This is a genomic window from Methylotuvimicrobium buryatense 5G, from assembly GCF_000341735.1.
In the GTDB taxonomy this organism is placed as follows: Bacteria; Pseudomonadota; Gammaproteobacteria; order Methylococcales; family Methylomonadaceae; genus Methylotuvimicrobium; species Methylotuvimicrobium buryatense.
In genome coordinates this window covers 387,210-411,698 of record NZ_KB455575.1, presented here as the reverse complement: position 1 = coordinate 411,698, position 24,489 = coordinate 387,210, and the positions used below count along the sequence as shown (strand labels likewise).

General features: G+C 52.6%; 18 protein-coding genes. 11 read left to right on the top strand and 7 right to left on the bottom strand.

Features of this window, described 5'->3' with window-relative positions; translation table 11 throughout:
- The first annotated feature begins 3 nt into the window (after nucleotides 1-3).
- Complete coding sequence (locus tag METBU_RS0101905) at nucleotides 4-1,278, top strand: sensor histidine kinase (RefSeq protein ID WP_017839011.1); 1,275 nt, start codon at nucleotides 4-6, stop codon at nucleotides 1,276-1,278.
- Nucleotides 1,279-1,477: 199 nt separating this feature from the next.
- Here the strand turns inward: METBU_RS0101905 and METBU_RS0101900 are convergent, their stop codons facing one another.
- Nucleotides 1,478-2,011 (bottom strand): septal ring lytic transglycosylase RlpA family protein, encoded by a 534-nt coding sequence (locus METBU_RS0101900; protein WP_138767178.1) that lies wholly within the window; start codon nucleotides 2,009-2,011, stop codon nucleotides 1,478-1,480.
- Between the two features lie 491 nt (nucleotides 2,012-2,502).
- Here METBU_RS0101900 and METBU_RS25685 point away from each other — a divergent pair, with 491 nt between their 5' ends.
- The 9 genes from METBU_RS25685 to METBU_RS0101850 all read left to right on the top strand — a co-directional run bounded on the left by METBU_RS25685 (nucleotide 2,503) and on the right by METBU_RS0101850 (nucleotide 14,963).
- A complete protein-coding gene (locus tag METBU_RS25685) occupies nucleotides 2,503-4,932 on the top strand; it encodes a mechanosensitive ion channel domain-containing protein (protein WP_017839008.1) in 2,430 nt (809 codons plus the stop codon).
- A gap of 33 nt (nucleotides 4,933-4,965) precedes the next feature.
- On the top strand, nucleotides 4,966-6,615 hold the full coding sequence (gene ade, locus METBU_RS0101885) for an adenine deaminase (protein ID WP_040575416.1): 1,650 nt from the start codon (nucleotides 4,966-4,968) through the stop codon (nucleotides 6,613-6,615).
- Nucleotides 6,612-8,018: a 2Fe-2S iron-sulfur cluster-binding protein gene (locus METBU_RS0101880; protein WP_017839006.1), complete on the top strand. Its 1,407-nt coding sequence runs from the start codon at nucleotides 6,612-6,614 to the stop codon at nucleotides 8,016-8,018. Before ade ends, METBU_RS0101880 begins: the two co-directional genes overlap by 4 nt.
- Nucleotides 8,008-10,263, top strand: coding sequence for a molybdopterin cofactor-binding domain-containing protein (locus METBU_RS0101875; RefSeq protein ID WP_017839005.1), 2,256 nt, complete (start codon nucleotides 8,008-8,010; stop codon nucleotides 10,261-10,263). Before METBU_RS0101880 ends, METBU_RS0101875 begins: the two co-directional genes overlap by 11 nt.
- A complete protein-coding gene (locus METBU_RS0101870) occupies nucleotides 10,260-10,589 on the top strand; it encodes a hypothetical protein (RefSeq protein ID WP_017839004.1) in 330 nt (109 codons plus the stop codon). The genes METBU_RS0101875 and METBU_RS0101870 overlap by 4 nt, the downstream gene beginning before the upstream one ends.
- 83 nt (nucleotides 10,590-10,672) lie before the next feature.
- Entirely contained in the window at nucleotides 10,673-11,155 is a 483-nt protein-coding gene (locus METBU_RS0101865; RefSeq protein WP_017839003.1) for a hypothetical protein, read from the top strand.
- Between the two features lie 55 nt (nucleotides 11,156-11,210).
- Nucleotides 11,211-12,113: an XdhC family protein gene (locus tag METBU_RS0101860; protein ID WP_017839002.1), complete on the top strand. Its 903-nt coding sequence runs from the start codon at nucleotides 11,211-11,213 to the stop codon at nucleotides 12,111-12,113.
- Nucleotides 12,114-12,423: 310 nt separating this feature from the next.
- Nucleotides 12,424-13,746: a ferredoxin reductase family protein gene (locus tag METBU_RS0101855; RefSeq protein ID WP_017839001.1), complete on the top strand. Its 1,323-nt coding sequence runs from the start codon at nucleotides 12,424-12,426 to the stop codon at nucleotides 13,744-13,746.
- A gap of 11 nt (nucleotides 13,747-13,757) precedes the next feature.
- Entirely contained in the window at nucleotides 13,758-14,963 is a 1,206-nt protein-coding gene (locus METBU_RS0101850) for a DUF21 domain-containing protein (RefSeq protein ID WP_017839000.1), read from the top strand.
- Nucleotides 14,964-15,125: 162 nt separating this feature from the next.
- Here the strand turns inward: METBU_RS0101850 and METBU_RS0101845 are convergent, their stop codons facing one another.
- On the bottom strand, nucleotides 15,126-16,523 hold the full coding sequence (locus tag METBU_RS0101845) for an ATP-binding protein (protein ID WP_017838999.1): 1,398 nt from the start codon (nucleotides 16,521-16,523) through the stop codon (nucleotides 15,126-15,128).
- On the bottom strand, nucleotides 16,516-17,202 hold the full coding sequence (locus tag METBU_RS0101840) for a response regulator transcription factor (RefSeq protein ID WP_014148181.1): 687 nt from the start codon (nucleotides 17,200-17,202) through the stop codon (nucleotides 16,516-16,518). The genes METBU_RS0101845 and METBU_RS0101840 overlap by 8 nt, the downstream gene beginning before the upstream one ends.
- 473 nt (nucleotides 17,203-17,675) lie before the next feature.
- On the opposite strand from METBU_RS0101840, the gene METBU_RS0101830 reads away from it, so the two are divergent.
- On the top strand, nucleotides 17,676-18,569 hold the full coding sequence (locus METBU_RS0101830; protein ID WP_017838997.1) for a hypothetical protein: 894 nt from the start codon (nucleotides 17,676-17,678) through the stop codon (nucleotides 18,567-18,569).
- Between the two features lie 169 nt (nucleotides 18,570-18,738).
- Here METBU_RS0101830 and METBU_RS0101825 read toward each other — a convergent pair whose 3' ends face one another.
- From METBU_RS0101825 to METBU_RS0101810, 4 genes are all read right to left on the bottom strand, one after another.
- Nucleotides 18,739-19,554 carry a glucose 1-dehydrogenase gene (locus METBU_RS0101825; protein ID WP_017838996.1) on the bottom strand — a complete coding sequence of 272 codons (816 nt, stop codon included), beginning with the start codon at nucleotides 19,552-19,554 and terminating at the stop codon, nucleotides 18,739-18,741.
- Nucleotides 19,555-19,862: 308 nt separating this feature from the next.
- Nucleotides 19,863-22,643 carry a bifunctional diguanylate cyclase/phosphodiesterase gene (locus METBU_RS0101820; RefSeq protein ID WP_017838995.1) on the bottom strand — a complete coding sequence of 927 codons (2,781 nt, stop codon included), beginning with the start codon at nucleotides 22,641-22,643 and terminating at the stop codon, nucleotides 19,863-19,865.
- Between the two features lie 130 nt (nucleotides 22,644-22,773).
- On the bottom strand, nucleotides 22,774-23,124 hold the full coding sequence (locus METBU_RS23080) for a circadian clock KaiB family protein (RefSeq protein ID WP_017838994.1): 351 nt from the start codon (nucleotides 23,122-23,124) through the stop codon (nucleotides 22,774-22,776).
- Nucleotides 23,124-24,377: an ATPase domain-containing protein gene (locus METBU_RS0101810; protein ID WP_017838993.1), complete on the bottom strand. Its 1,254-nt coding sequence runs from the start codon at nucleotides 24,375-24,377 to the stop codon at nucleotides 23,124-23,126. The genes METBU_RS23080 and METBU_RS0101810 overlap by 1 nt, the downstream gene beginning before the upstream one ends.
- Nucleotides 24,378-24,489: the final 112 nt, after the last annotated feature.

Sequence of the window (24,489 nt, the reverse complement as noted above, 5' to 3'; positions counted from 1 at the left end):
TTGATGTCAAACGATACCACGAGCATTAATAAGCGCCCCAGCATTCTGATAGTCGATGACGAAAGCGTCAACCTTTCGGTTTTCGGACAATGTTTGATGACGGATTATGCGGTATTGGTCGCAACATCGGGCGCTAAAGCCTTGGAAATAGCGAATAATACATCCCTAGACCTCATACTGTTGGACATTATGATGCCCGGCATGGATGGTTACGAAGTCATTAAAGCGTTGAAGAGTAATCCGAAGACGCAAGACATTCCTGTCATTTTCGTGACGGCGTTGACCTCCGAACTAGACGAAACATTCGGTTTTTCGTTGGGTGCGGCGGATTATCTCTATAAACCCTGCAACTTATCGATATTATCGGTCAGGGTCAACTTACAAATAGAACTTAAAAAAGCGCGCGAACGCTTACAAAATCAAAATATCCATCTCGAGACGGAACTGCAAAAACGCATGCAGGAACATCAATTGATTCAATCCGAACTGATGCAATCGGAAAAACTCGCCGCGATCGGTCAATTAGCGGCCGGCATTGCACACGAAATCAATAATCCGTTGGGGTTTATTTTTTCCAACCTCAATTCCTTTCAAGAATATGCCCTCGAAATATTCGACTTGATCGACCAATACGATAATCAACTTTCCAAATGCCGGCCCCAACCGGACTGTATCGAAAAATTACAAGCCTTGAAGCAGCAAAAAGACTGGAATTTTTTGCGCGAGGATATAGCCGATCTGATTAGCGAATCCAAAGAAGGTTTAACCCGAGTACGAAATATCGTACGTGCCTTCAATCAATTCACCGATGACAACGGCCAAAACTGGCAACAATACGATATCAAGCAGAGCTTGGATACGACTTTAAAGGTGTTCGTCTGCAGCCAAAATATCCAATGCCGTATTCGCAAAGAATATGGAGACACGCCCGAGATCGAATGCATTCCTCAACTCATGAATCAAGTTTTTTTAAGTTTGCTGACTAATGCCTGGCAAGCCGTCGGCGAATCCGGCGAAATCATCATACGAACCGGTATCGACGACAAACAAATATGGGTGGAAATTGCAGACGACGGCCCCGGGATTAATCCGAACCATATGCATCGATTATTTGAACCGTTTTTCACGACGCGCCCTATTGGCAAAGGTATCGGCCTGGGCTTATCGACCGCAAATAATATTGTCCGAGCTCATCATGGCAGAATCGATGTTTCGAGCCAAATCGGAGAGGGCGCCAGTTTTAAGATTTGGTTGCCTATTCATCAAACGTATGACTGAATGATTTATACCCCTCGTAGATCATAATTCGGCGCAGGGGTTGCCCGTCAAAGGACGCCGTGAAACGTCCCTGTAGGCTCTATGCCAGCTCCATGCTGGCCCCTCACCTAGCGTTAGGTGAGGGGCCGCACACCCCGGTGCCTCCTTAGACACTGCCGAAATTTGAAGTGCGAAAGGTATACTTTCGCGTCGGCATCGACTATCTATTGCTACCGGCATACTCGCCGATATACTCCACTTCCACTTCGACAAGTCCTTTAACGCCTATCGCTTTAGCCGCGCCTTTCGATAGATCGATCAAACGATTTTTGGCGAAGGGGCCGCGATCGTTCACGACCAAAATAATCGACCGGCCATTTTGCAAGTTAGTCACTTTGACTCTGGAAGGTAAAGGAAGCGTTTTATGCGCGGCGCTTAAGCCATCGGGATTAAACTTGACGCCCATCGCAGTCCGATTGCCGGATTCGGCGCCATACCAAGAAGCAATGCCTCTTTCTTTATATCCATTGGGATTGACTAAGGGATAGTAGCGTTTGCCATTCACTTGGTAAGGCCTGTTATAAGGCGCATCTCTCTTGAATTCGATTGCTCTATCGAAGCCATCTTCCGGCACCGGTTGTTTGACTGAACAACCGAATAACATCAAAGCAGAAATCGCCAAAACGACAGCGAACCCGAAATTACGTCTAACGAGCAAATGATACGATTTTTTATGCAACAACTGAAAAGCCATAAGATACTTAAAATTCAATATATTGACAAACATTCTTAAAATAGCTCATTAAACTTAACGTCTGCTGAAGAACAACTGGCGAATTGATACGAGCGCCAGGATATTTTCGCCAAAACCCCAAAAAAGAAATTGCCACCACCGGTATTCTGATCGGCCGCGATTTGCAGTGAAGTCTTAAATATTAGATACTCCCAGTTCCAAAAGGGGAGCTTATAATCATTTTTCATTGATTTCACGACACTTCAAATGCAGCTGCCGCTCATCCATCAAATTTAAGTTTCCAATTAATCATACTCTCTCGCTAATACCCGGGACGTAGATACCAGTAAAAATTGGCGTCAACTCGGTTAATCGAAGTTTCCACCTTCACCAATTTACACACTTTGATTGCTGACAACCGGGATGATTGCAATGCCGCGACATTTTGGTAAACACGACTTATGACCGAGTACGCTACGAAAACGGCCTACTAATAAATTCGAGGAATAAACATGAACATCAACGAAGCAATTTCACTGACCCGAAATCCAAGTCTATGGCTATTGCTATTTTTCTTGATGGCACCGTTTAATGTAGCCTGGTCTCAAGACGCACAACAAGCTACGGAACCCGAGAATAGCACCGAATACGCCACGCTCGACCAAACCATCGAAGCCATTACGGAACGTCGTAAAGCCTTGGAAAATGAAAGAACTGAAATCAACCGGCGTTTGCAAAAAGCATCGGACCAAGATTCCGAACTATTACAAAAGCAACTCGCACTGCTGGAACAAACAGCGGCAACCTTTACGGCACAAATCATCGAACTCAATCGAAGTCAGGAATTAGATGCACAAAAAACCGCCGACTTACAAGAAATTGCCCGACTAGAGAAAGAGCCTGAGCCTGAAAAACCTTTTTCAGTTTTGGATTTGGACCGCGCACGAGAACAACTCGCCATAGAGTCGGCCCGGGTTAAAGTAGTTCGCGCCAAAGTCGATTTCGCTAAAGAAGGCTTGGCGCAAACGCAACTGGCATTTAAACAAACACAAGACAAACTGACTCAAATACAAAATCAAAATGGCGCAATCGAGCCCTTGCTGCTGAAAGCGGCGGAATTGGAACATGCTCTCGCCGAACAACAACAAACGCTTCGCGAACTGGAACTGAAAAACGAAGAAAAAACGTTTTCAGTCTACGACACCCATCTTGATCTATTACGTCGTCAAAACGACTATTTACAGCAACACGCCGGCTTCAACAGTTCGGAATTGACCCAAAAAAACGAGAGCATTCGCAAACATCAATTCGAACTGAACCGCGATTTGTCTCGACTCAACGATCAGCAATCAAAGGCACAAAGCCTATTAGATCAAGCCAGGAAGCGTCTGGAAGCGGCTTCTTTCGAAGATATACACGCCATTGAAGAAACAGAAGCGCGCCGTCTGGAGCTAGAAGCACTTAAATCGAAAACCGATGCCGCGCAACGCGAACTAAAATTAATTTCGGAAAGAAAGGAGATATGGCAAAAGCGCCATGACTTATTCAATGAATCGGTCGAACAACAGGAATTACCGAATTGGCGATCGCATTCTAACTCAGCCATTACACAAATCGAACAAGAACAAGCCACCATCAAGCTTTGGCTCAGCGACTGGCAAAGCCGACTGAATGCAGTCGGCAGCAAAACGATACCGGACAAGCCCATTTGGGAATCCCGTCAAAGCGAACACATACAAAGTATCATCGGCACGTTGACCGAATTAAACGGTGCCATGGATGAAAGCCGCCGGCTTCACCAATACTTAATCGAAGATATTAATGCCAGAACCTCGCAATACAACCTTAGCGATCGGATCAAAAGTTTAATCAACATGGAGATCAATCATAATTCGCTATTGGATTGGTTTTACGCCTTTGCCATCGCGTCGGTGACCTTTATTTTATTATTCGTTTTGCGTTGGTTTCTGATACGCGGATTGAGGCATGCCGCCGAACGCAAACATTTCTCCCAAGCAAATGAAATTCTGAGCACGGTCAAACGCGCCAATCTTATTTTTTTTCTGGTCGTCGCTGTCTTTTTCGCATCATTATCGCTAACGCTTGACCCCGCCACAGACACAACGATCGCCAAAATCACAAAAGTCGTCATCGCACTGCAGATCGCGATTTGGCTGAGCGGTTTTATACGGGCCTGGATTTTCCGTATTTTGTCGCGCAAAACCAAGCGCGACGGCGCGAGCATGGGCGCTTTGGCAATCCTTAATTTCATTAGCCAGGTGTTGTTATGGGCAGTTGCACTGCTACTGATCCTGCAAAACATCGGCATCGATATCACCGCGTTGGTTGCCGGTCTCGGTATCGGCGGTATCGCGATCGCTTTGGCGCTGCAACGCATCCTCAGCGATTTATTCGCATCGCTGTCTATCGTGCTCGACAAACCCTTCGTAATCGGAGATTTCGTTAATTTCGGCGACTTTTTCGGCACCATAGAACATATCGGCGTCAAAACCACCCGGTTGCGCAGCCTCACCGGCGAGCAGATCATTTGCGCCAATGGCGAACTGCTCGACACCCGTATCCGCAACTACAAACGCATGCAAGAGCGGCGCGTGGTATTCAAACTTGGCGTGGTCTATGATACGCCCTATGAAAAGCTGCAAGCCATTCCGGCAATGCTCAAAGCAATCGTCGAGAAGCGAGATAAAACTCGCTTCGATCGCGCTCATTTTTTTCAATACGGTGAGTTCTCTCTCGATTTCGAAATCGTCTATTATGTGCTCAGCCCTGACTACGGTGTATACATGGATGCGCAGCAAGCCATCAATCTGGACATTTACCAACAGTTCCAACAGGAAGGCATTGAATTCGCCTACCCGACTCAGTCGCTGTATGTACATAATAAGACAGTTTCGGAGCCTAAATTATCTGAAATTGGTTAATCAAGCCTCCAGGAAAACCCATTGGCCAAGAACGTGAGTCTAAATCAAGGAAGCATCATCGCGAATGTTGTTCAAATACTCGAACGGCGGATAGTCTTGTCCGAAATCGGTTGGGATAACGAAACGATCGCCTCGATCATCGAATTGGGCGATGAAGACCCGGACAAACCTTATCTGTTGCCGGGTTTTATCGATGCGCATGTGCATATCGAAAGCTCGATGTTGACGCCGGACGAATTTGCCCGAATCGCGTGCCGGCACGGTACCGTCGCTGCGGTATCCGACCCGCATGAAATTGCCAATGTGCTCGGCCTGGACGGGATTCGCTTCATGTGCGACAGCGCCGCATTGACGCCGATGCCGATATTGTTCGGAGCGCCCTCATGCGTGCCGGCAACGCCGTTCGAAACGGCCGGCGCGCGCCTCGACAGCGAACAATTGGCCTGGTTGTTCGAAAACCGGCAGGCAGGTTATCTATCTGAAGTGATGAATTATCCCGGGGTTTTGCATGATGATCCTGATATTACGGCAAAATTGGCATTGGCCAAGCGTTTCGGCTACCCGATCGACGGTCATGCGCCTGGCCTGAGCGGCGAAGACGTCAAGCGCTATGCGGCAGCCGGCATTTCGACCGATCATGAATGCAGCACGCTCGATGAAGCCCGCGAAAAACTCGCGGTCGGGATGCACATCTTGATTCGGGAAGGTTCGGCGGCGCGCAATTTCGAGGCATTGCATCCATTGATCGACGAAGCTCCCGAGCGCGTGATGTTGTGCAGCGACGACAAGCACCCGGATGACTTGGTCGCAGGTCATATCAATGTCTTGGTTGCCCGGGCCGTCGCGCACGGTCACAGCGTTTTCGATGTCTTGCGCTGTGCCTGTTGGAATCCGGTCGATCATTATAATTTGCCGGTCGGACGTCTGCGCGTCGGCGAACGCATGGATGCGGTGCTGGTCGAAAATCTGGCCGACTTTAGCGTACTCGGCACTTGGGTTGGAGGCCAAAAAGTTGCCGAGCACGGCAAGAGCCTGTTAACGCATCACGCAACAAACCCCGTCAATCGCTTCGCCGCCGCACCGATTAGCGCATCCGATCTCGAAGCGCCGGCGAGCGGCGAGCAAATCCGCGTCATCAAAGCGTTCGACGGCGAATTGTTCACGCAAGCCGTGTTGCGCACGCCTAAAATCGTGCATGGACAGATCGTGCCCGACATCGAATCCGACCGGTTATTACTAACCGTTGTCAATCGTTACGAAGCCGCCCGCCCGGCGCTGGCCTTCATCGAAGGCTTCGGATTGCAACGAGGCGCATTGGCGTCGAGCGTAGCCCACGATTCGCATAACGTCATCGCGGTCGGCGCCGATAGCGAGGCCATTTGCCTAGCTGTCAATGCGGTAATCGCGGCGCGAGGCGGCATTGCCGTAGCGGACCGGGAGCGTGTCGAATTATTGCCACTGCCGATCGCCGGCTTGATGAGTGACGCCGACGGCGACAGCGTCGCGGCGCGCTATGCCGATTTGGACGCACTGGCCAAGCGACTGGGTTCGCCTCTGCGCGCGCCGTTCATGACCTTATCGTTCATGGCTCTGCTGGTCATTCCAGAATTGAAATTGAGCGACCGGGGTTTGTTCGACGGCCGAACATTTTCCTTTACGCCACTGACGGTGACTCCGCAATGACTCGTTTTATCTTGAATCGAAAAGCGATCGACGATCATGCCGACCCGGCAAGGGTCGTGCTGGATTTGATTCGTCAGCGCCAAGGTCTAACCGGCACCAAGGACGTCTGCCGGGAAGGAGACTGCGGCGCCTGCCAAGTGTTGCTCGGAAAAATTCGCGGAGGCCGCTTACGCTATCAGGCCGTCAATGCCTGCTTGTTACCGTTGGGCGCGATCGACGCTTGTCATGTCGTAACGGTGGAGGGCCTGAACGCCGAATCCTTGAATCCGGTTCAACGCGCCTTGGTCGATTGCGGCGCGATTCAATGCGGCTTCTGCACGCCCGGCCTGGTAATGGCCTTGACCGGTTTTTTTCTGAATGCCGAAACTTCCGATGAACAGGCCGCGATCGATGCGCTTGCCGGTAATCTATGCCGCTGCACCGGTTACGCCGGCATCAAACGCGCGATAGCACGGCTCTGCCGACAATTCGACCTGTCCGTCTCGCCGCCGGAATGCAGAATCGACGATTTGGTCCGCTGGCAAATTCTGCCGGCTTATTTTTCGGAGATTGCCGCGAAACTCGCGGCCCTTGCGCCGCGCGATGCGGTCGAGCCGTCGCCGGACGCGTTACTGGTCGGCGGCGGCACTGATTTATGGGTGGCCAGACCGCATTCGCTGCACATCCGGCCATTGGCATTTTTGCCCGATAGCGCCGACAGTGTTCGTTTTGATGCTGACGATTGCATCGTAAATGCCGCGGCATCGATAGAACAACTTCAAACCTCCAAGTTGTTTCGGCAATTGTTTCCGTCGGTCACGCAAGACTTTGAATTGATTTGCTCGGCGCCGGTCCGTGCGCGCGCGACGGTCGGCGGCAATCTGGTCAATGCCTCGCCGATTGCCGATCTAGCTGTGTTTTTTCTGGCCTTGAATGCCCGTCTGCTGCTGGTTTCGCATGACGCATGCCGCACCGTTTCGCTCAAAGATTTTTTTCAAGGCTATAAACAAGTCGATTTGCAAAGCGGCGAACGCTTGCAGGCCATCCGTTTTAATCGAGCCGCGGCACAGAGTTTCAGTTACGAGAAGGTCGGCATGCGTCGGCATCTCGATATCGCCGCCGTAAATTCGGCGCTCGGCATCGAGCATACCGACGGACGCATCGTCAGCGCCTGTTTATCGGCCGGCGGCGTCGCGCCGGTGCCGTTTTATTTCGAGAAGGCCTGCGACTATTTGCAAGGCCGACCGATAACTCCGGAGACCGTAACTGCCGCGGCCGATATCGCCCGGCAAGAAATCGCGCCGATTTCCGACTTGCGCGGTTCCGCCGATTACAAACGTTTGTTGTTGAGACAGTTGATCTTCGCGCATTTCATGAAGCTATTTCCGGAAGCGATTCGCTGGGAGCAATTACATGCACGCTAATGATCTCGAACTGCATGCCCAAGGGCGCTCGACTTTCGTCGACGATATCGCGCCGCCGGCCGGTTTGCTGCATGCCTTTCCTGTCGTGTCGACAATCGCTCACGGCCTGATCGCAAGCATCGATTTCAGCGAGGCTTTGGCGTGCTCGGGAGTCGCCGCGATAATGACCGCAGCCGATATACCGGGCGACAACAACATCGGCAATGTCGAGACCGAGGAGGTACTGTTTGCCGAACAAACCGTGATGTATCAAGGCCAGCCGATCGCCTTGGTCGTTGCCGAATCCGAACACGAAGCCCGGCACGCGGCCGCCCGCATCAAAGTCGACTATCGAGAACTGCCCGCCGTATTCGATGCCCGAGAGGCGCACCGGCAAGGCCTGCACATCGCGCCGCCGCGCATTTTTTCGCTCGGCGATATCGAGCAAGCCTGGCAAACATGCGATGTGATCGTTGAAGGCAAGACGCAATCGGGCGCGCAAGAGCATGTCTACCTGGAAACTCAAACCGCGCTCGTTTATCCGCTGGAAAACGGCGGTTTAAGAGTCGTATCGGCCACGCAGTCGCCGGGCATGGTGCAGCGGGTCATCGCGCGCGTGTTGAAACTGACGATGACGCAGGTCGAAGTCGATGTGCTGCGTCTCGGCGGCGGTTTCGGCGGCAAGGAAGAACAGGCGACGGCCTGGGCCGCAATCGCGGCATTGGCGGCCAGCCGTCTGCAACGGCCCGTCAAAATACGATTGAGCCGAAGCGACGACATGCGTTGGACCGGCAAGCGTCACCCTTACGATGCCGACTTCAAGATCGGCTTGGACCGCAGCGGCAAAATCTTGGCTTATGACGTCAATTTTTACCAGAATGCCGGTGCGGTCGCCGATCTTTCGCTGGCTATCTTGGAGCGCACGCTGTTTCATGCTTGCAATAGTTATTTCATTCCGAACGTGCGCGCGTCTGCGGTCAGTTGCCGCACAAATCTGCCGCCGAACACCGCATTCCGGGGCTTCGGCGGGCCGCAGGCGATGTTCGTGCTGGAAGCCGCGATTTTCAAAGCCGCGGCGGCATTGCAAATCGATGCAGCCGAAATTCAGCGCCTCAATTTAATGCAAGAAGGACAAGCGTTTCCTTACGGCATGCCCGCGATAGAATGCCGGGCCGGCCTCTGTTGGGAGCGCTTGCAGGAAAATCTTGCGTTGTCTCGGCGGCAACAGGCGATAAACGATTTCAACGCGAGCCATCGACTCGAGAAAAAAGCCTTGGCGTTAATGCCGATCTGCTTCGGGATTTCGTTTACCGCAACCTTTCTGAATCAAGCCGGCGCGCTGGTGCATATTTACGCCGATGGTTCGGTCGGCGTCAGTTGCGGCGCGGTCGAAATGGGCCAAGGCGTCAAGCAAAAAATCGGAAACATCGTCGCGTCGACCTTTTCGATAGATCGGGAGCGCGTCAAGGTCGAAAGCACGAATACCTCGCGCATCGCGAATATGTCGCCGACCGCGGCCAGCGTCGGCGCCGATCTCAACGGTCAGGCGACTTTACTGGCTTGCCGGCAGATTCTGCAGGGTTTGAAGCGAGTCGCGGCCGGACTGCTCGATATCGAGGCCAAAGCGGATAAAATCGTCATCGAACAAGAACGCGTATATTTCAACGGCCAGCCGACCGCAATCGGCTGGAATCAATTGATTTCCGAAGCCTATCTGTCCCGGACGGCGTTGTCGGCGCATGCGCATTATGCGACGCCCGGCGTCTATTTCGACAGAAGCAAGGAACAGGGCCGGCCTTTCGCCTATCATGTTTACGGCTGCGCCGCCGTCGAAGTGACGGTCGATTGCTTGCGCGGAATTTATCGCATCGATGAAGTCGCTATCGTGCATGACGGCGGCAAGAGTCTCGCGCCTGAGGTCGATCTCGGCCAGGTCGAGGGCGGTCTGATGCAGGGCTTGGGCTGGATGACGATCGAAGATATCCGTCATGATAGCCAGGGCCGTTTACTGAACGATACGCTGACCGCCTATAAGATTCCCGATATTCATTTCGCACCGGAAATCAACGTCGAATTTGTGGCCAAGGACAATCCGGCCGCGATTCTGCATTCGAAAGCGGTCGGGGAGCCACCGTTCATGTACGGCATCGGCGTGTATTTCGCGCTGATCAAGGCGATACAGGCTTTCAATCCGGCCTTTGAACCGGAGTTCACCGCGCCGATGACGCCGGAAAAAGTGTTGCTGGCCTTGTATGCTGAGTCATGATCCAAGAAAAAACATTTCACCATGAAGAATACGAAGATCATTTAATGGCTTATTATGCCTATGCAAATCATTTTTGCTCTTCTAATGTTCATGAAGACCTGGCAATCACCCCGGTTGATGAAAGTTCTCGGGGAGATGAGGGTGCGGTCACTCGCCCGACAGGACGCCGTGAATACGTCCTTGTAGGCTCGACGGCGGCTTTCCCTGCCGCCGACGCCTGTCGATCGAGCAACCGCACCCTCTTCGGAACCGGCAATTTCGTTGCTGAGCTTTTGCATATCAAAAAATTAGATAAAAGAGTCTCAATCTACGAACTTTCACAGTGAGGTTATTCACTATTTTAAAGCAAGCCGTTGAAAGACTTTATGAACGTCATGTGCATCATGGTTAAACTACCGGATTTAGGATAATGGCGTTGTTGACGTTGCGTAACGGTGTGTCCGGCGCGTTGATTTATGCTGCGGGCGATAGCTGGGCGGCGCTTTTGACCGGCGAATTTCAATGGCCGCGATTGCTTGGTATGATGCTGGTCGGCGGGACGTTGTATGCGATCGAAATTCCCGCCTATTTCAGTTGGCTGGCGCGTCGTTTCGGAGGGAGCGATCTTCGCAACCGTATTCTACGCGCCCTGCTGGCCCAGGCGTTTTTCAATCCGCTCTGGATAGCGCGGCATATCGCATTGATCTATTGTGTTTCGGGCCGCTTTGCCGAACTGCACTGGCACTTGCTGAACATCGGTTTGGCCTCATTTCTGCGCATCGTGCCGCTGGCGCTAACAGCCAATTACCTGATTCAAAATCATATTCCGCTGCGCTGGCGTTTCATCAGCAGCGCGATTTTTTCGGCTATGATGGCGGTCTATTACGCGATGAGTGAGGCATTCTTTGGCTAAATCGGAATCTTTATGGCACTGGCTTGCGGACCGGCTAACACGGTATCGGTCCGTCATGCTCATGATCGTCGTCGAAAGTCATGGCAGTTCGCCCGGCAAGCCAGGGGCGAAAATGGCGGTGACGTCGCATGGCGAATGCTTCGGCACGATCGGCGGCGGTGCGCTTGAAAGCGCCTTGCTCAAAGAAGCCCGTTCGGCCTTGCAAGAGGATGGTTTAGAGCCGAGGCTGAGACGCTTGCAGCATCATCCGACAAGAGACGGCGAAGCATCCGGCATGATCTGCGGCGGCGAACAAACCGTTCTGCTGTATACTTGCCGGCAAGATCAGTCCGCCTTATTCCGAAGCTTGGCGGATAATCCGCAAGGCGTGTTGACACTGTCGCCGGCCGGTATCGCATTCGATGACGCGCAGACCTTGCCTGAGTCGTGCCGGTTTACCCGGCAGGGCGACAACGATTGGTGGTATAAGGAATCCGTCGGTTGGTCCAAACAGGCTTATATCATCGGCGGCGGTCATGTCGGTCTGGCCTTGTCGAGAATCCTGGCGACGCTCGATTTCGACATCACCGTGATCGACGAACGCGAAAATCTCGACACCCTAACGCGCAATGTGTATGCTCGGCAAAAGTTGACTCTGCCGTACCGCGAAATCGGCACCGCGATACCGGAAGGCAGCCAGATCTATGTCTTGATCATGACGCATAGTCATTATGCCGACCAGAAAATAGCCGAGCGCTTGGCCGGCAAAAAAGTCGACTATCTGGGCGTATTGGGTAGCCGCAAAAAAATCGCCCAAATCAAAGCCAAGCTTGCCGAAACACTGTCGGCCGATGAACTGCAACGCATTCGAGGTCCCATGGGCTTGCCGATCCATAGCCATACGCCCGAGGAGATCGCAGTCAGTATCGCGGCAGAGTTGATACAGATTAGCAATAGTGCGAATTCCACACCCGAATGACTTGCTGATGGTTTGCATAAAAATTTCGCTCATCGAATAGATTAGCGAGAATATTTAGGTATTTTCTTGAAATCCTTTATGCACTTCATGTACTTCATGGTTAATCTGCCAAATTTAGGTTTATGGTTTAACTACCGAATTACTGTTAAAGTACACAAAACCAAGAGAGTGCGGTCGTTAGACTGATAGGCGCCGTCGAGCCGAACAAGCTCCAACAACTCCTGAGGCTAATGCCGAAATTTGAAGTGCAAAAGGTATAAAAGCCGATGGTTGACGCCGTTATTTGTCGATTATCCATGAGGACACACAAATGAAATACGGTTTCCGACAAGCGCTGACGTGGATCGTCGTCTATTTGGGCATAGTGCTTCTTCCGCTGATACTAGCGATCGGCTTTCAAGCGCCGCCGGCACGTCCATTCGCGGCTGAATTCGGTGCACTGCTCGGCGCTCTCGCGCTCGGCGCTCTGGCAATGCAATCCGTTATTTCAGGACGCCAACGCTGGTTTGCTCAAGGCGCCGGTATGGACAATATCCTGCAATTCCATCGCCAACTCGGCATCTTCGCCCTCTTATTAGTGCTATCACATCCGGCAGCGATGTTCATCGCAGATCCGGGCTATCTGCTTCTTTATATCGACCCTCGAGTCAATTTTTTACGCGCCGCGGCTTTAGGTTTCGTCGTCGCCGCCGCCCTATTCTTAGTCACAAGCTCTCTGTGGCGAACGAAATTCCGGTTGCCCTACGAGCTATGGCGCCTCATTCACGGAATCTTGCCACTGCTGATCATTGTTGGCGGACTCGGGCACGCACTGCTGGTCAACAACTATTTCGCTCAGGATTGGAAAAAAGCGGTCTTGGCGTGCCTGATCGGATTGTCGCTACTATTGATTATCGAGTCCCGCCTTCTGCGCCCCCTAAGAATGCTCCGGCAGCCGTGGCGCGTCATTGAAGCCAAAGCTGAAACCGATCAAGCCACGACCTTGGTGTTCGAGGCCGAAGGCCACGTTGGAATGAAATTCCGGCCCGGACAATTTACCTGGTTGACGCTAGGCGATTCACCGTTTTCGCTCCAACAACACCCTTTTTCGATTTGCTCGAGCGCAGCCCATCCGGAACGATTGGAGATTACCGCCAAGGCGCTCGGCGACTTCACCAGCGGACTAAGTGAAGTTAAACCGGGCACCCGCGCTTGGCTGGAAGGCCCTTACGGCGTATTCTTTCACGATGCGACCCGCTCGCGCGCTACTGTATTCATTGCCGGCGGCGTCGGCATCACGCCGATTATCAGCATGTTGAGAACCTACCGCGAGCTGGGCGCTCATTCTCCTTTATGGCTGATTTATGCCTGTTCGGATGCCGAAGCCATCCTCTTTCGAGAAGAGTTAGATGAGATGGCTGCCCAATTGCCGTTGACCTTGGTGTACGTCATTACAAATCCACCGGAAGATTGGAGCGGCGAGACCGGCTACGTCGATGAGGATTTACTCGCCCGTTATCTACCCGATGATAACGAGTCGATCGAATATTTTCTGTGCGGCCCGCCGCCGATGATGGACAGTGTCGAACCGATTTTGATCGCCCGGGGAGCCGCACTCAACCGGGTTTATTCGGAACGTTTCAACCTCGTCTAAAGGAATCGCCGATGCTACATATTAAAGCCCGCCATTCCGGGACCCTGACCGCCATCCTGCTGGCAATTATCACATTTGTCTTGGCGGGCTTACGAACCGACGCTCTTGATCCCGAAGCATGGCAAGTCGTTTTATACGGTTGGCAAGAGACGCTCGACGCTATTGCATTCGCCGACGCATGGCCGTTAAGCCCACTATTTATTTGGACCGGCATCGTCATTTGCCTTTCGCAATCGGCGTCATTATCGGGACTGAATCTGGCGATATTCAGCTTGAGCCGTTTGCATCTCGAAACCGCCGCCGAAAAAGGCGACCGAAATGCCCGCCGGGTTTTGGCGTTACGCCGGAATTCCAACTTTACCCTGACCGCTATTTTGTGGGGTAACGTCTCGGTCAATGTCTTGTTAACCCTATTGGCCGATTCGGTATTGTTCGGTTTATCGGCTTTTTTCTTCTCGACCGTCGTGATCACACTATTCGGCGAAATCGTTCCTCAAGCATATTTTTCGCGTCATGCGCTACGCGTAGCGGGTTTCCTGACGCCTTTATTACGCTTTTATCAAGTCTTACTGTGGCCGCTGGCTTGGCCATCGGGCAAACTTCTTGATGCCTGGATCGGCCAGGAAGGCATCCCTTGGTTGAGGGAACATGAGGTGCATCAACTACTTGAGCTTCACGCGCGGGAAATCGACACCGAAATCAGCCAAGTCGAAGCCACCGGCGCGATCAATTTTCTGAAACTCGATGACATACCGGTCAGCCAGGAAGGCGAACCGCTCGACCCGCGCAGCGTGATTAACTTACCGTTTCGTGACGGCCGCCCGGTGTTCCCAACATTACAACGCAATGCCGACGACCCATTTTTACAAAAAGTTGCCGCCTCCGGTAAAAAATGGGTCGTGCTGGTCGACGACCGCGGCGAGCCTCGTAGAATACTGAGCGCACCAACCTTCTTACGCAGAGCTTTATTCGGAGCTACGCCATTCGATCCGCAATCGCTCTGCCATCACCCGCTAGTCGTGTTCGATTCGACTCGACCGCTCGGCCAAGTACTGCACCGCCTTACCGTTCGCTCTGAAAAACCGGGCGACGACGTCATCGACGAGGATTTGATCTTGGTTTGGGAAGATAATCAACGCCGCATCATTACCGGCTCGGATTTACTCGGACGTTTATTGCGCAAAATCGCCCAACCTGCCCCGCCGTTGAAGACTTAAAAATTACTCGCACAGAGACGCAGGGGCGCAGAGAACTCATTTACCGATCAAGTGATATGAAGAATTAGACTATTGATTTTATAGTCTTTTTCTTCATTGCCTTCATGTTCTTCATGGTGAATAAATTTTTATGCTGTATTCGCCAATATTTTCAAAGCCTCATTAGCGAACCAACGGAAATTTGAAAATAAAAACAGATCCGCCTTCATCATTATTTGTCATTTCGATATAGCCTCCATGACCGCATGCAATGGCTTGCGAAAGCGCCAAACCTAGACCCGCTCCGGCAACATGCCTCGTTGAAGCAACCGAACCACGATAAAATCGCTCAAAGATTCGTTGCTGCTCATCCTGATCAATACCTGGCCCGTTATCGCAAACGCTAAGCGCCGCCTTGTTTTCTGTAACGGCCAAACGAACCGAAACGCGGCCGCCGGGCGGAGAAAATTTCACGGCGTTATCCAGTAAGTTGGTCAGAATCAGATCGACCGATCCATAAGCCATATTGGTGACGACCTGCGGCATCGGCTCGGCGATAATTTGCACATCGCGTTTGCCGGCCATCGATTGCATGCGCTTGACTGTCGCTTCGACGATCGCATTCAGAGAAACCGTTTCTGTCGAGCCACGCTCCAGACCGGCATCCATGCGAGCAAGAACGAGCAACTCCTCGACAATCAAGGTCAATCGTTCGACTTCATCCATACAAGATTGCAAGGTTTCATGATATTCCGACGGATCGCGGGAACGGCGCAGACTGATTTCAAGCTCCGTGCGCAATCGCGATAACGGCGAACGCAGCTCGTGAGAGGCATCGGCCGTGAATCGGCGCTGCACTTCAAAGCTACGCTCGATACGATCGAGCATTTCATTCAGTGTGTCTACTAGGTTTCCGATTTCATCTCGACTTCCCGGATGCGGCAAGCGCTCGTTTAAATTAGCTTCATTGATGTGCTGCGCTCGCTGAACGATATTTTCAATCGCTTGAAACGCCTTGCGGGTCAACGACAACCCGACACCGGCTACTGCAGTGAGTAAACCGAGCGTCATCATCACGAAAAGCAAGCTGGCGACATTTAATACATTGTGAACATCGTCCAACGATCCGGCCACTTGTACGATTACGGGCGTATCCAGCCGATCGATCGGCATCGACACCATGCGCACCGGTTCGTCGCCGAACGAGAACAGCGTTTCAAAGACAGTTTCACTATTCGCGAACATTGCCGATAGGTTGGCCGGTACCGGTAGTTGCGTATTCCCTAAGTTGGCACTCTGGGCCAGTACCTTGCCCTCGCTATCTACAACCTGTATCAATCGGTCGATACGAGCAAAAGAGAGCCTATCGGAACCCGACAAGGTATCGTTAAGCTTGATGGCTCGGTACGGACTCGACGACAACACCGCTGCTTCCGTTTCCGCGACGACCAACAAAGCCGCATCGAGTTGGTTATACACCGCTCGGGAAAGCATCCAGTAAGCGGCAAAACCAACGCTTGTCAGGATGACAACAATAACGGCCAGGTGACTCAAGATGAGCCGCGTTCTAAATTTAAGCATCGTCGGCACCGCTTGTTATCAGTCGGAATCCTCGGCCGCGAACCGTATGGATGAGTTGCGTAACGCCCGGGCGATCGATTTTCCGGCGCAAATTGCGAATATGAGCGTCGATCAGATTATTCAGGCCAATATGGTCGTTGCTCCATAGCGATTCCGCAAGTTCGTTTCGGCTTACTACCCTATCTACGCGACGCATTAACATTTCCAGAATGGCGTATTCCTTTTGGGTCAAATTGATAATCAACTGGCCCCTGGTTACCCGGCGCGTTTGTGTATCCAATATGAGGTCGGCCACCTCAAGACTTGTCTGTTGACCAATGTCCGAACGGCGCAATAAGGCGCGGGTTCTCGCCAACAGTTCCTCGAACGCAAACGGTTTAGTCAAGTAATCGTCGGCACCGGCGTCGAGCCCTTCGACCCGGTCTTGCAAGGCATCTCGGGCGGTGAGCATCAAAATCGGCACTCGCACGCCTTGTTGCCGGAGTTCTTCACACCAAGCAACACCCTGCTTGCCCGGCAAAAACCAATCTAAAATAATCAAGCGATACTCCTGTATGCGCAGGCACTGTTCGGCTTCCTCGACCGAGTATGCCGGATCGACTGCAAAACCTTCTTCGGTCAGGCCCCGTATTAAAAGACCGGACGCTTTTCTATCGTCTTCAACCAATAAAATACTCATTCGATAACCGTCATTTTGGCGCTTTTGATCCGCTCAGCTTGCTTTCAAAAACCGATTATCAGTTTACCTTGAGCCATTTAGTAGAGGGTAATTCTGAAGAAAAATTCAGGATTGGCACGGCAGTGGATTGCTACCATAACGCAAGTTCAATTCAAAGAATCTTCAATGGAAAGCCATAGTCGATATTTCAAACACCAACTCAAACCACTGAGCTTGCTTCCTTTGCCCGCTGTCAGAATCTCCTCATAAATCGAGGCGTTCTCCCGCGCGTGCGAATTGACGCATGCTTTTGGAGAAAATCATGACTTCCATCATTTTACACCCCGCATTAAATCGATCGCTCAATCGCAGCGACATCGAACGCATTCGTCAATCTTCAAGTGCTTTTCAAACGACCGATTATTAGCGGATAGTCGGTCAAGTAATTTTACACATATCACTTTTATCTTGAATTCATAGCAATGGAGGCCATCATGAAACAGATACATGCAATCGAAATAATCCAAAATACTTCAAACGCCAACAACGGCACTCGACGAAATATTTCAATCCTTATCGCTGCCGTATTGAGTATGCTCGCAACCGAATCGAAAGCCGTTCGGCCTTTTGTAACCGACGATGCACGCATTGTCGATGAAGGACAAGTCGAAGCCGAAACTTGGCTTGAAGCCGGTCATGTCGGCGGCGATTGGTCTCCTTTTCCGGCATACAATGTCATGATAGGCACGTCGGTCAACCAATGGTTGGAGCTGATTGCCGGTGTAGGCGTTGGCCGGGATAGCAATGACGAATTGACCTATTCCAACCCCGCCTTTCAAACCAAAATATTATTCAATAAAGCGGAAATCGACAGCATTATGCCGGGGTTCGCGTTCGGTGCCGGAGCGACATTCGATACCGGGCGCGGCGATATGCACGATGTCGGTAGCAATTATTACATCATCGGCATGTCGACTTGGCGCTTCAATGACGATAAATTGATGCTGCACACGAATTATGGAGCCCGCATGGATAGAGAGCGGGGCGGGCCGCAGCGCATCACGCCTTACTGGGGCATCGGTTTCGATTTGGAAGCCTTTCATCCGGAAGCTCGTTTGATCGGTGAAGTCTTTGCCGGCGACCCTTTGGTTTTGAACGAACCGAAGTATGCATCGCAATTCGGTATCCGTTGGCTGCCGAGTGATTATTTGAATCTCGATGTTACCTTCGGATTGCAGCCTGAATTGGACGAGGGACGCAATAAAACCGGGCGTCTCGAATTCACCGGTCAGATCGGCATTAGAATGCTGTTCGATGTTTTCACGCCAGGAGGAAAACCGGGGCGCGCGGACGGTGCGGATGGCTTATTTAGTAATCCCAGTTATTAATTTCGACGGAGTCCTTATTTACCCCCCTTTTAACTCAAACGCCGGAAGAGGTCGGTAGCGATTTAGCAGCGGGGATCTTTGCTTAGCTTGATGCGTATGGGGCGCACCCGCTGCAATTAACATACCTGCAATCATTAAACTGAAAACTCTGCGCCTCTGCGCGATAAATTTACCCGCCTTCGCGAAAGCCCGGATAGAGCGTCATGCCGCCATCGATATACAGCGTTGTGCCGACTACGTAATCGGAAGCATCGGATGCGAGCCAAACCACGGCACGGGCAATATCGGCCGGTTCCCCGACGCGTTCGTACGGAATCAGTTTCAGTAAATCGGCTTCCGCCTCGGGGGTTTCCCAGGCGCTACGATTGATCGGTGTTTTGATCGCGCCCGGCGACACCGCATTGACCCTAATCTTGTCATGAGCGACTTCCTGAGCCAGACTCTTCATGAACATCAACAGGCCGCCCTTAGAGGCGGAATAATTGACGTGTCCGGCCCAAGGAATGATGTCATGCACCGAGGAATTGCAAATAATCTTGCCGGCCGAACAGGACAATTCCGGCACCACGCCTCGGCGAAGAAACTCCTTGACCGCTTCTCGGGCGCACAAAAACTGCCCGGTCAGATTGACCGCCATCACGGTTTCCCATTGTTTCAAGGTCATCTCGACAAACGGCGCATCAAGCTGTATGCCCGCATTGTTGACCAAAATATCGAGACTGCCCCAAGTCCCGATGACCTGTTGAAACATCGCAATCACTTGATCCTCTTGGCTGACATCGGCCTGAACCGCAATCGCTTCGCCGCCCAAGGCTTGTATTTGATCCACTATCTCCCCCGCCCCCTCGGCATCGGACATATAATTGATCGCCACGCGCGCGCCCGCTTCGGCCAATGCGGCGGCAATCGCCGCGCCAATGCCGGAGCTACTTCCGGTCACTAGAGCACGCTGCCCGGCCAATGATTTCTCGATAATAAGCGGCATAATTGTCTCTCCTCTTTTTTATGGTTTAATGGAAAATCAAGGCCAACCCGAACCCAGCACGTCGGCGCGGGGCGGGCAGTTTGTGGGAGCCGCCACCCGGCCGCGAACGGTGCGGGCAGATAAGCGCTTCCGGCTCCGCTTAGGAGTAGGCACGAAATAACTTTGGCTTTTTTATTCCCTCTCCCAAAGGAAGAGGGTGATATTATCCAAATTATTTCATGCCTATTCCTTATCGTACCGAAGTCGGCGCTCCCACATGCATAAAACAAAATCTGATTAGCAAGCTGAAGCATCTTGCTAATCAGGAATTACTTTAACAGCAGCGGCGACAGGAATCGGGTTTCGAAAATCTCGCCAGGCACAGGTTTACTGAATAAATAGCCTTGCATTTCGTCGCAGTGCAACCGCCGGAGCATACTCGCTTGTTCTTCGGTTTCCACACCTTCCGCCACAACCTTGAGCTTCAGCGAATGCGCCAGATTGATAATGGTGGATACCAGCAATAGTCCCTCGCTTGATTCGGTCATCTCGATCACGAACGAGCGGTCTATCTTCAGGGTATCCACCGGCAATTTGGACAGGTAGCTGAGCGACGAAAAGCCGGTGCCGAAATCATCGATGGCGATGCTGATGCCCATGGCGCGTATGGTTTGCAGGCTGGCGATACTGTGTTTGACATCGGCCATGATCAGGCTTTCGGTGATTTCCAGTTCCAGTCCAAAAGGCGCCTGTTCGTGAATGTCGATAGCCTGCAGGATTTGACCGGAAAACCCGCGATCGCGCAGTTGCAGCGGCGAGACGTTGACCGCAACGCGCACGGCGGCCAGCCCCGCGTTGTGCCAGCGCAGATAGTCGTCGATAGCTTTGTGGAGCGCCCAGCGGCCGACATCATTGATCAATCCGGTTTCTTCCAGGATAGGGATAAACCGGGCCGGCGGCACCAGGCCGGTGCGCGGATCGTTCCAGCGGATCAGCGCCTCGGCACTGGTCAGCTTGCCGCTGGCCAGATTCACCTTGGGTTGGTAATGCAGCACGAATTCTTCGTTATCTAGCGCCTGGCGCAGCTGATTCTCCAGCGACAGCTTATGTGCCATGGCTTCGGTCATTTTCTGCGTGTAAAACAAGTAGGGAAAGCCGCTGGTCTTGGCTTTTTTGAGCGCGGCCTCAGCGTTCCTGACCAAGGTATCGGCACTGGCGCCGTCGTCCGGGAATAAGGTCGCGCCAATCTTGATGGCAATCCGGAATACAGCGTCATGCAAGTGGAATTGATGCTCCTGAAAGGTTGCCAGGGTTTTCTCGATCAGCCGGACGACATCGACATCCTGCGTGACTTTCGGCAACACCACCGCAAAGTGGTCCGCACCCATCCGCGCGATCAGGCTGGCCTCTCCGGCGTTAGCGGTCAGCCACTCCGCCACCTGCTTCAACAGCGCATCGCCGCCCAACTGGCCCAGACTGTTGTTGATGTTCTTGAAGCGCTCAAGATCGATCAGCAACACGGCCAGTTTGTGCTCGCCGCCGATCGCGCTACTCATGTACTGCGCCACCCGCTCAAGAAACAGCCTGCGGTTCGCCAGCCCAGTGAGTTCGTCGTAGTAGGCTAGATAATCCAGCCGTTCCCGCTTGGCGATGTGATCGATGGCGAAGGCGATGTCGCCGGCCAGTTCCGTCAACAGCGCCATCTCTTCTTCACGGAAGAACCCTATCTCGCTGGCGTAAAGCGCGAATACGCCGACCACTTCATCGGCAACAATCAAGGGCAAGATTGCCATCGAGCGGACGCTGAATTCGGCGTACTTCCCGCCTAACAGCACCTTGGGGTCGTTTTGTGAGTCGTTGGAGACGACGGCCGTCTTTTCCTGTATCGCCCGAACCACCATGCTTTTTTGCACCTTCTCGCTCGATGATAAGATACCTTTGATGGCTACCAGTAGAGCCTCGTCGCCACCTGCCGAAGCAATCGGGATAAACCGCTTCAAACCCCGATCCATGATGACAATCAAGGACATGCGGAAGCCGCCTGCTTCGACCGCAATCCGGCAGGCTTCCTTGAACAGGTTGTCGCGGTCATGTTCGCGCACGATCAGAGCGTTGATGTCGCTCAACATGGCATATACCCGGTTCAGGTAAGCGATTTTGGCTTCGGCTGCCTTGTACTCGGTAATGTCCTTGGCAAGGCCGGCGATACGAACCAGCGAACCATCGTCGTCGCGGACCGGATAGCTTTTCACTTCGATCCAGCGAATCGAGCCGTCATGGCGCACAATTCGGAACTGAAAATTGGCATCGACTGCCATCAGTGATTTCCGATAGGTCTTGTAAGTCGCTGCCTGGTCGTCCGGGTGAACGGTTTCCATCCATGATTGCGGATTTTTATACAGACTTTCGCAGCTGTGCCCCCAGATTACTTCATAAGCCGGGCTGACGTACAGCATGCGGCTGTCAACGGCATCCAGTAAAAAGAAGACGTCACCGATGTTTTCCGCCATCTGGCGAAAGCGCAATTCGCTCGCGCGCAGATCTTCCTTGGTCTGCCGTTGTGCCGTCACATCCATATGCATGACCACGGCACCCTTGGAACGATTGTCGTCCATCGGGGTTACCGTCATCAGAAACCAGCGTTGTTCCGTGGGCGAATGGCAGGGATATTCCAGCGAGAAGCTTGTTATGCTGCCAGTTAATATCGAACGAATGGCCTCAGCCGCCTGATGAGCCTCTGACGCACCTTCACCTTGGGCACTGTCGCAAATTTGCAGATAATTGAGGCCGATGCCGAAGCCGGTGTACGGGAAGGCATTCTCGCCGGCAAATCGTTGCCAGGCCTGATTTACCGAGATGATAATGCCTTGGGCATTGAGCAAAGCGATATTCGCCGGCAGTGCATTGAGGATGGCTGCCTGCTTGGCGGCCTCGCTGAGTCGCAAGTGTTCCTGGGCACTTTGTAACAAGAAGGTCCGGCCGCTGCTGTCCGACACCGTATCCACTTCGCCCGCGGTCAGTTCCTCCAGACGTTGGCCGGTGCGGTGTAGCGATTCGATCAAGGCGACAATTTCTTCATTGGCGCCCTCGGCTGGAGACCCGCTGTTCATGAGGCAGGGATTGCCAGTCAGGGTAAACGCATTAAAATAAATGCCATATCAATATGTTATGACTATTCAACCTAAGCTTGCATAACATTTTATTTGTTAGCTTTTTGTTTTGTGGCAATAAAGGCTGCCGCTATGAAATTACTGAAAACACTACGCATTGTAACCGTTTGATTTTATATGCTGTTTTAATGCGTTTACCCTGGATTGCCAGTCCCAAACTCAGTAACAAGGGGTGCATCAGGTTAAGGCTGCCGACGATTTTTCTGGTAGGCGAGGGAGTGAGCTTAACCAGGGTCGGTGTCATGAAAATGCCGTCCGCCAGCGCCCGTTTCGGCTCCAGATACACATCCACCACTTCGACCCGGTGCCGATCCGGAAGGTGGATCCGGCAAAGATTGGTAAGATTGGCCAGTGCCTGCGCGGAGTTGAGCGCGTCGCCTGCGACATAGAGCCGGAAATCGAAGATCTGGTGTTGGGTCATTATGGATTCTCCCCTGCCATGGTTTCGCCATCAGCTCCGCGCAATTCTTGTATCCGGGTACGGCTTTCCGAAATCTCGCCCTCGTGACTGAGGGTGTCGCGGACCAGCAAGTCTTTTTCGATCTGTTTAGCCGACAGTTCGGCCTGTAGCGATTTCAAGCGCACCTCAAGATCGGCCTCCTCGGCTTCCAGTTTCACGCGCTTTAGTTTTGCAGCGGCTTCGGCGGCCTCGTGTACAACACGCTCGGCGCGTTCCTTTTCCCAGCGTAAGGTTCCCATTAGCACCTCGCCACCTGCGGTATAGGTGTCGGCCAGGGTCACCCCGGCATCGCTGAGAATTAACTCGCGTACCTGGTTCGAATGCGCCATACCGCGCGACTTGACGATGGATAAACCCCGGTTGCGTTCCCCGGCCTGTACCAGATAGCTGAGGTGGATCCAGGTGTCCACAAGCGCCGATATCTGCAACTGCGAGCTGCTCTCCACCTGGTCGGACATCTCGTCGAGCAGACTGGTGCAGACCAGTGTGGTGCCCTCGCCCTTGGACCAGTCGATCAGGAAAGGCGACTCGTTTTCGTCGAAGCTGGAGCCGCGATATTTCTGCACCCGAAGACTGCGTTGCGACACCCCGAACTCAACGTTGTGACTGAGTATCACCGCGCAGTCCACCATGAAGTGCATGAAGCCGAATGGCTGCTGGCTGATGCTACTGGTCTGATCGCCGTCGGCCTTCAAGGTGATCAGGCCGGTCATTTCGTGTACCGATAACCATTCATGTAAGCGGTAGATCTCCCGCCTGATGGCCGTCTGATCGGGTAGCAGCAGCAACAAAATATCTAGCGCATCGAACAAGATGCGCCGTGCGCCCATTTCCTTGATCTGACTTTCCAATGCCGCCAACATGCCGCCCAGGTCGAAATCGCCGGACTGGACCAGGTCCGGCGAAGGCTGGGCATCCATGAAATACAGGCTTTTCTCCTGCAACTCATCGAGCTTCCAGCCGAAACTTTCGGCATTGGCGATGATGCGCGGTGAAGTCTCCTCAAAAGCCACAAAGATACCCGGTTCGTCGCAATCCTGCGCGCCATGCACCAAAAATTGGAGCGCGAAGATGGTTTTGCCGGAGCCAGGTCCGCCAACCAGCAGCGTTGTGCGTCCAAGCGGTAAACCTCCGCCGGTGATGTTATCGAAACCGGCGATTCCGCTTGACGCTTTGGTTTGCGATTTCACGAGGTGGGATGCTGTCGGTTTCATTAATTCTTCCAAGAAATACTCTGTTTCAGCTCCGATTGTTACCGACGCAAGACAGAACTGAATGAGGTACGTGCCTTTCAGGAATGGCTTAGTCTACATGAGCAAATAGGCT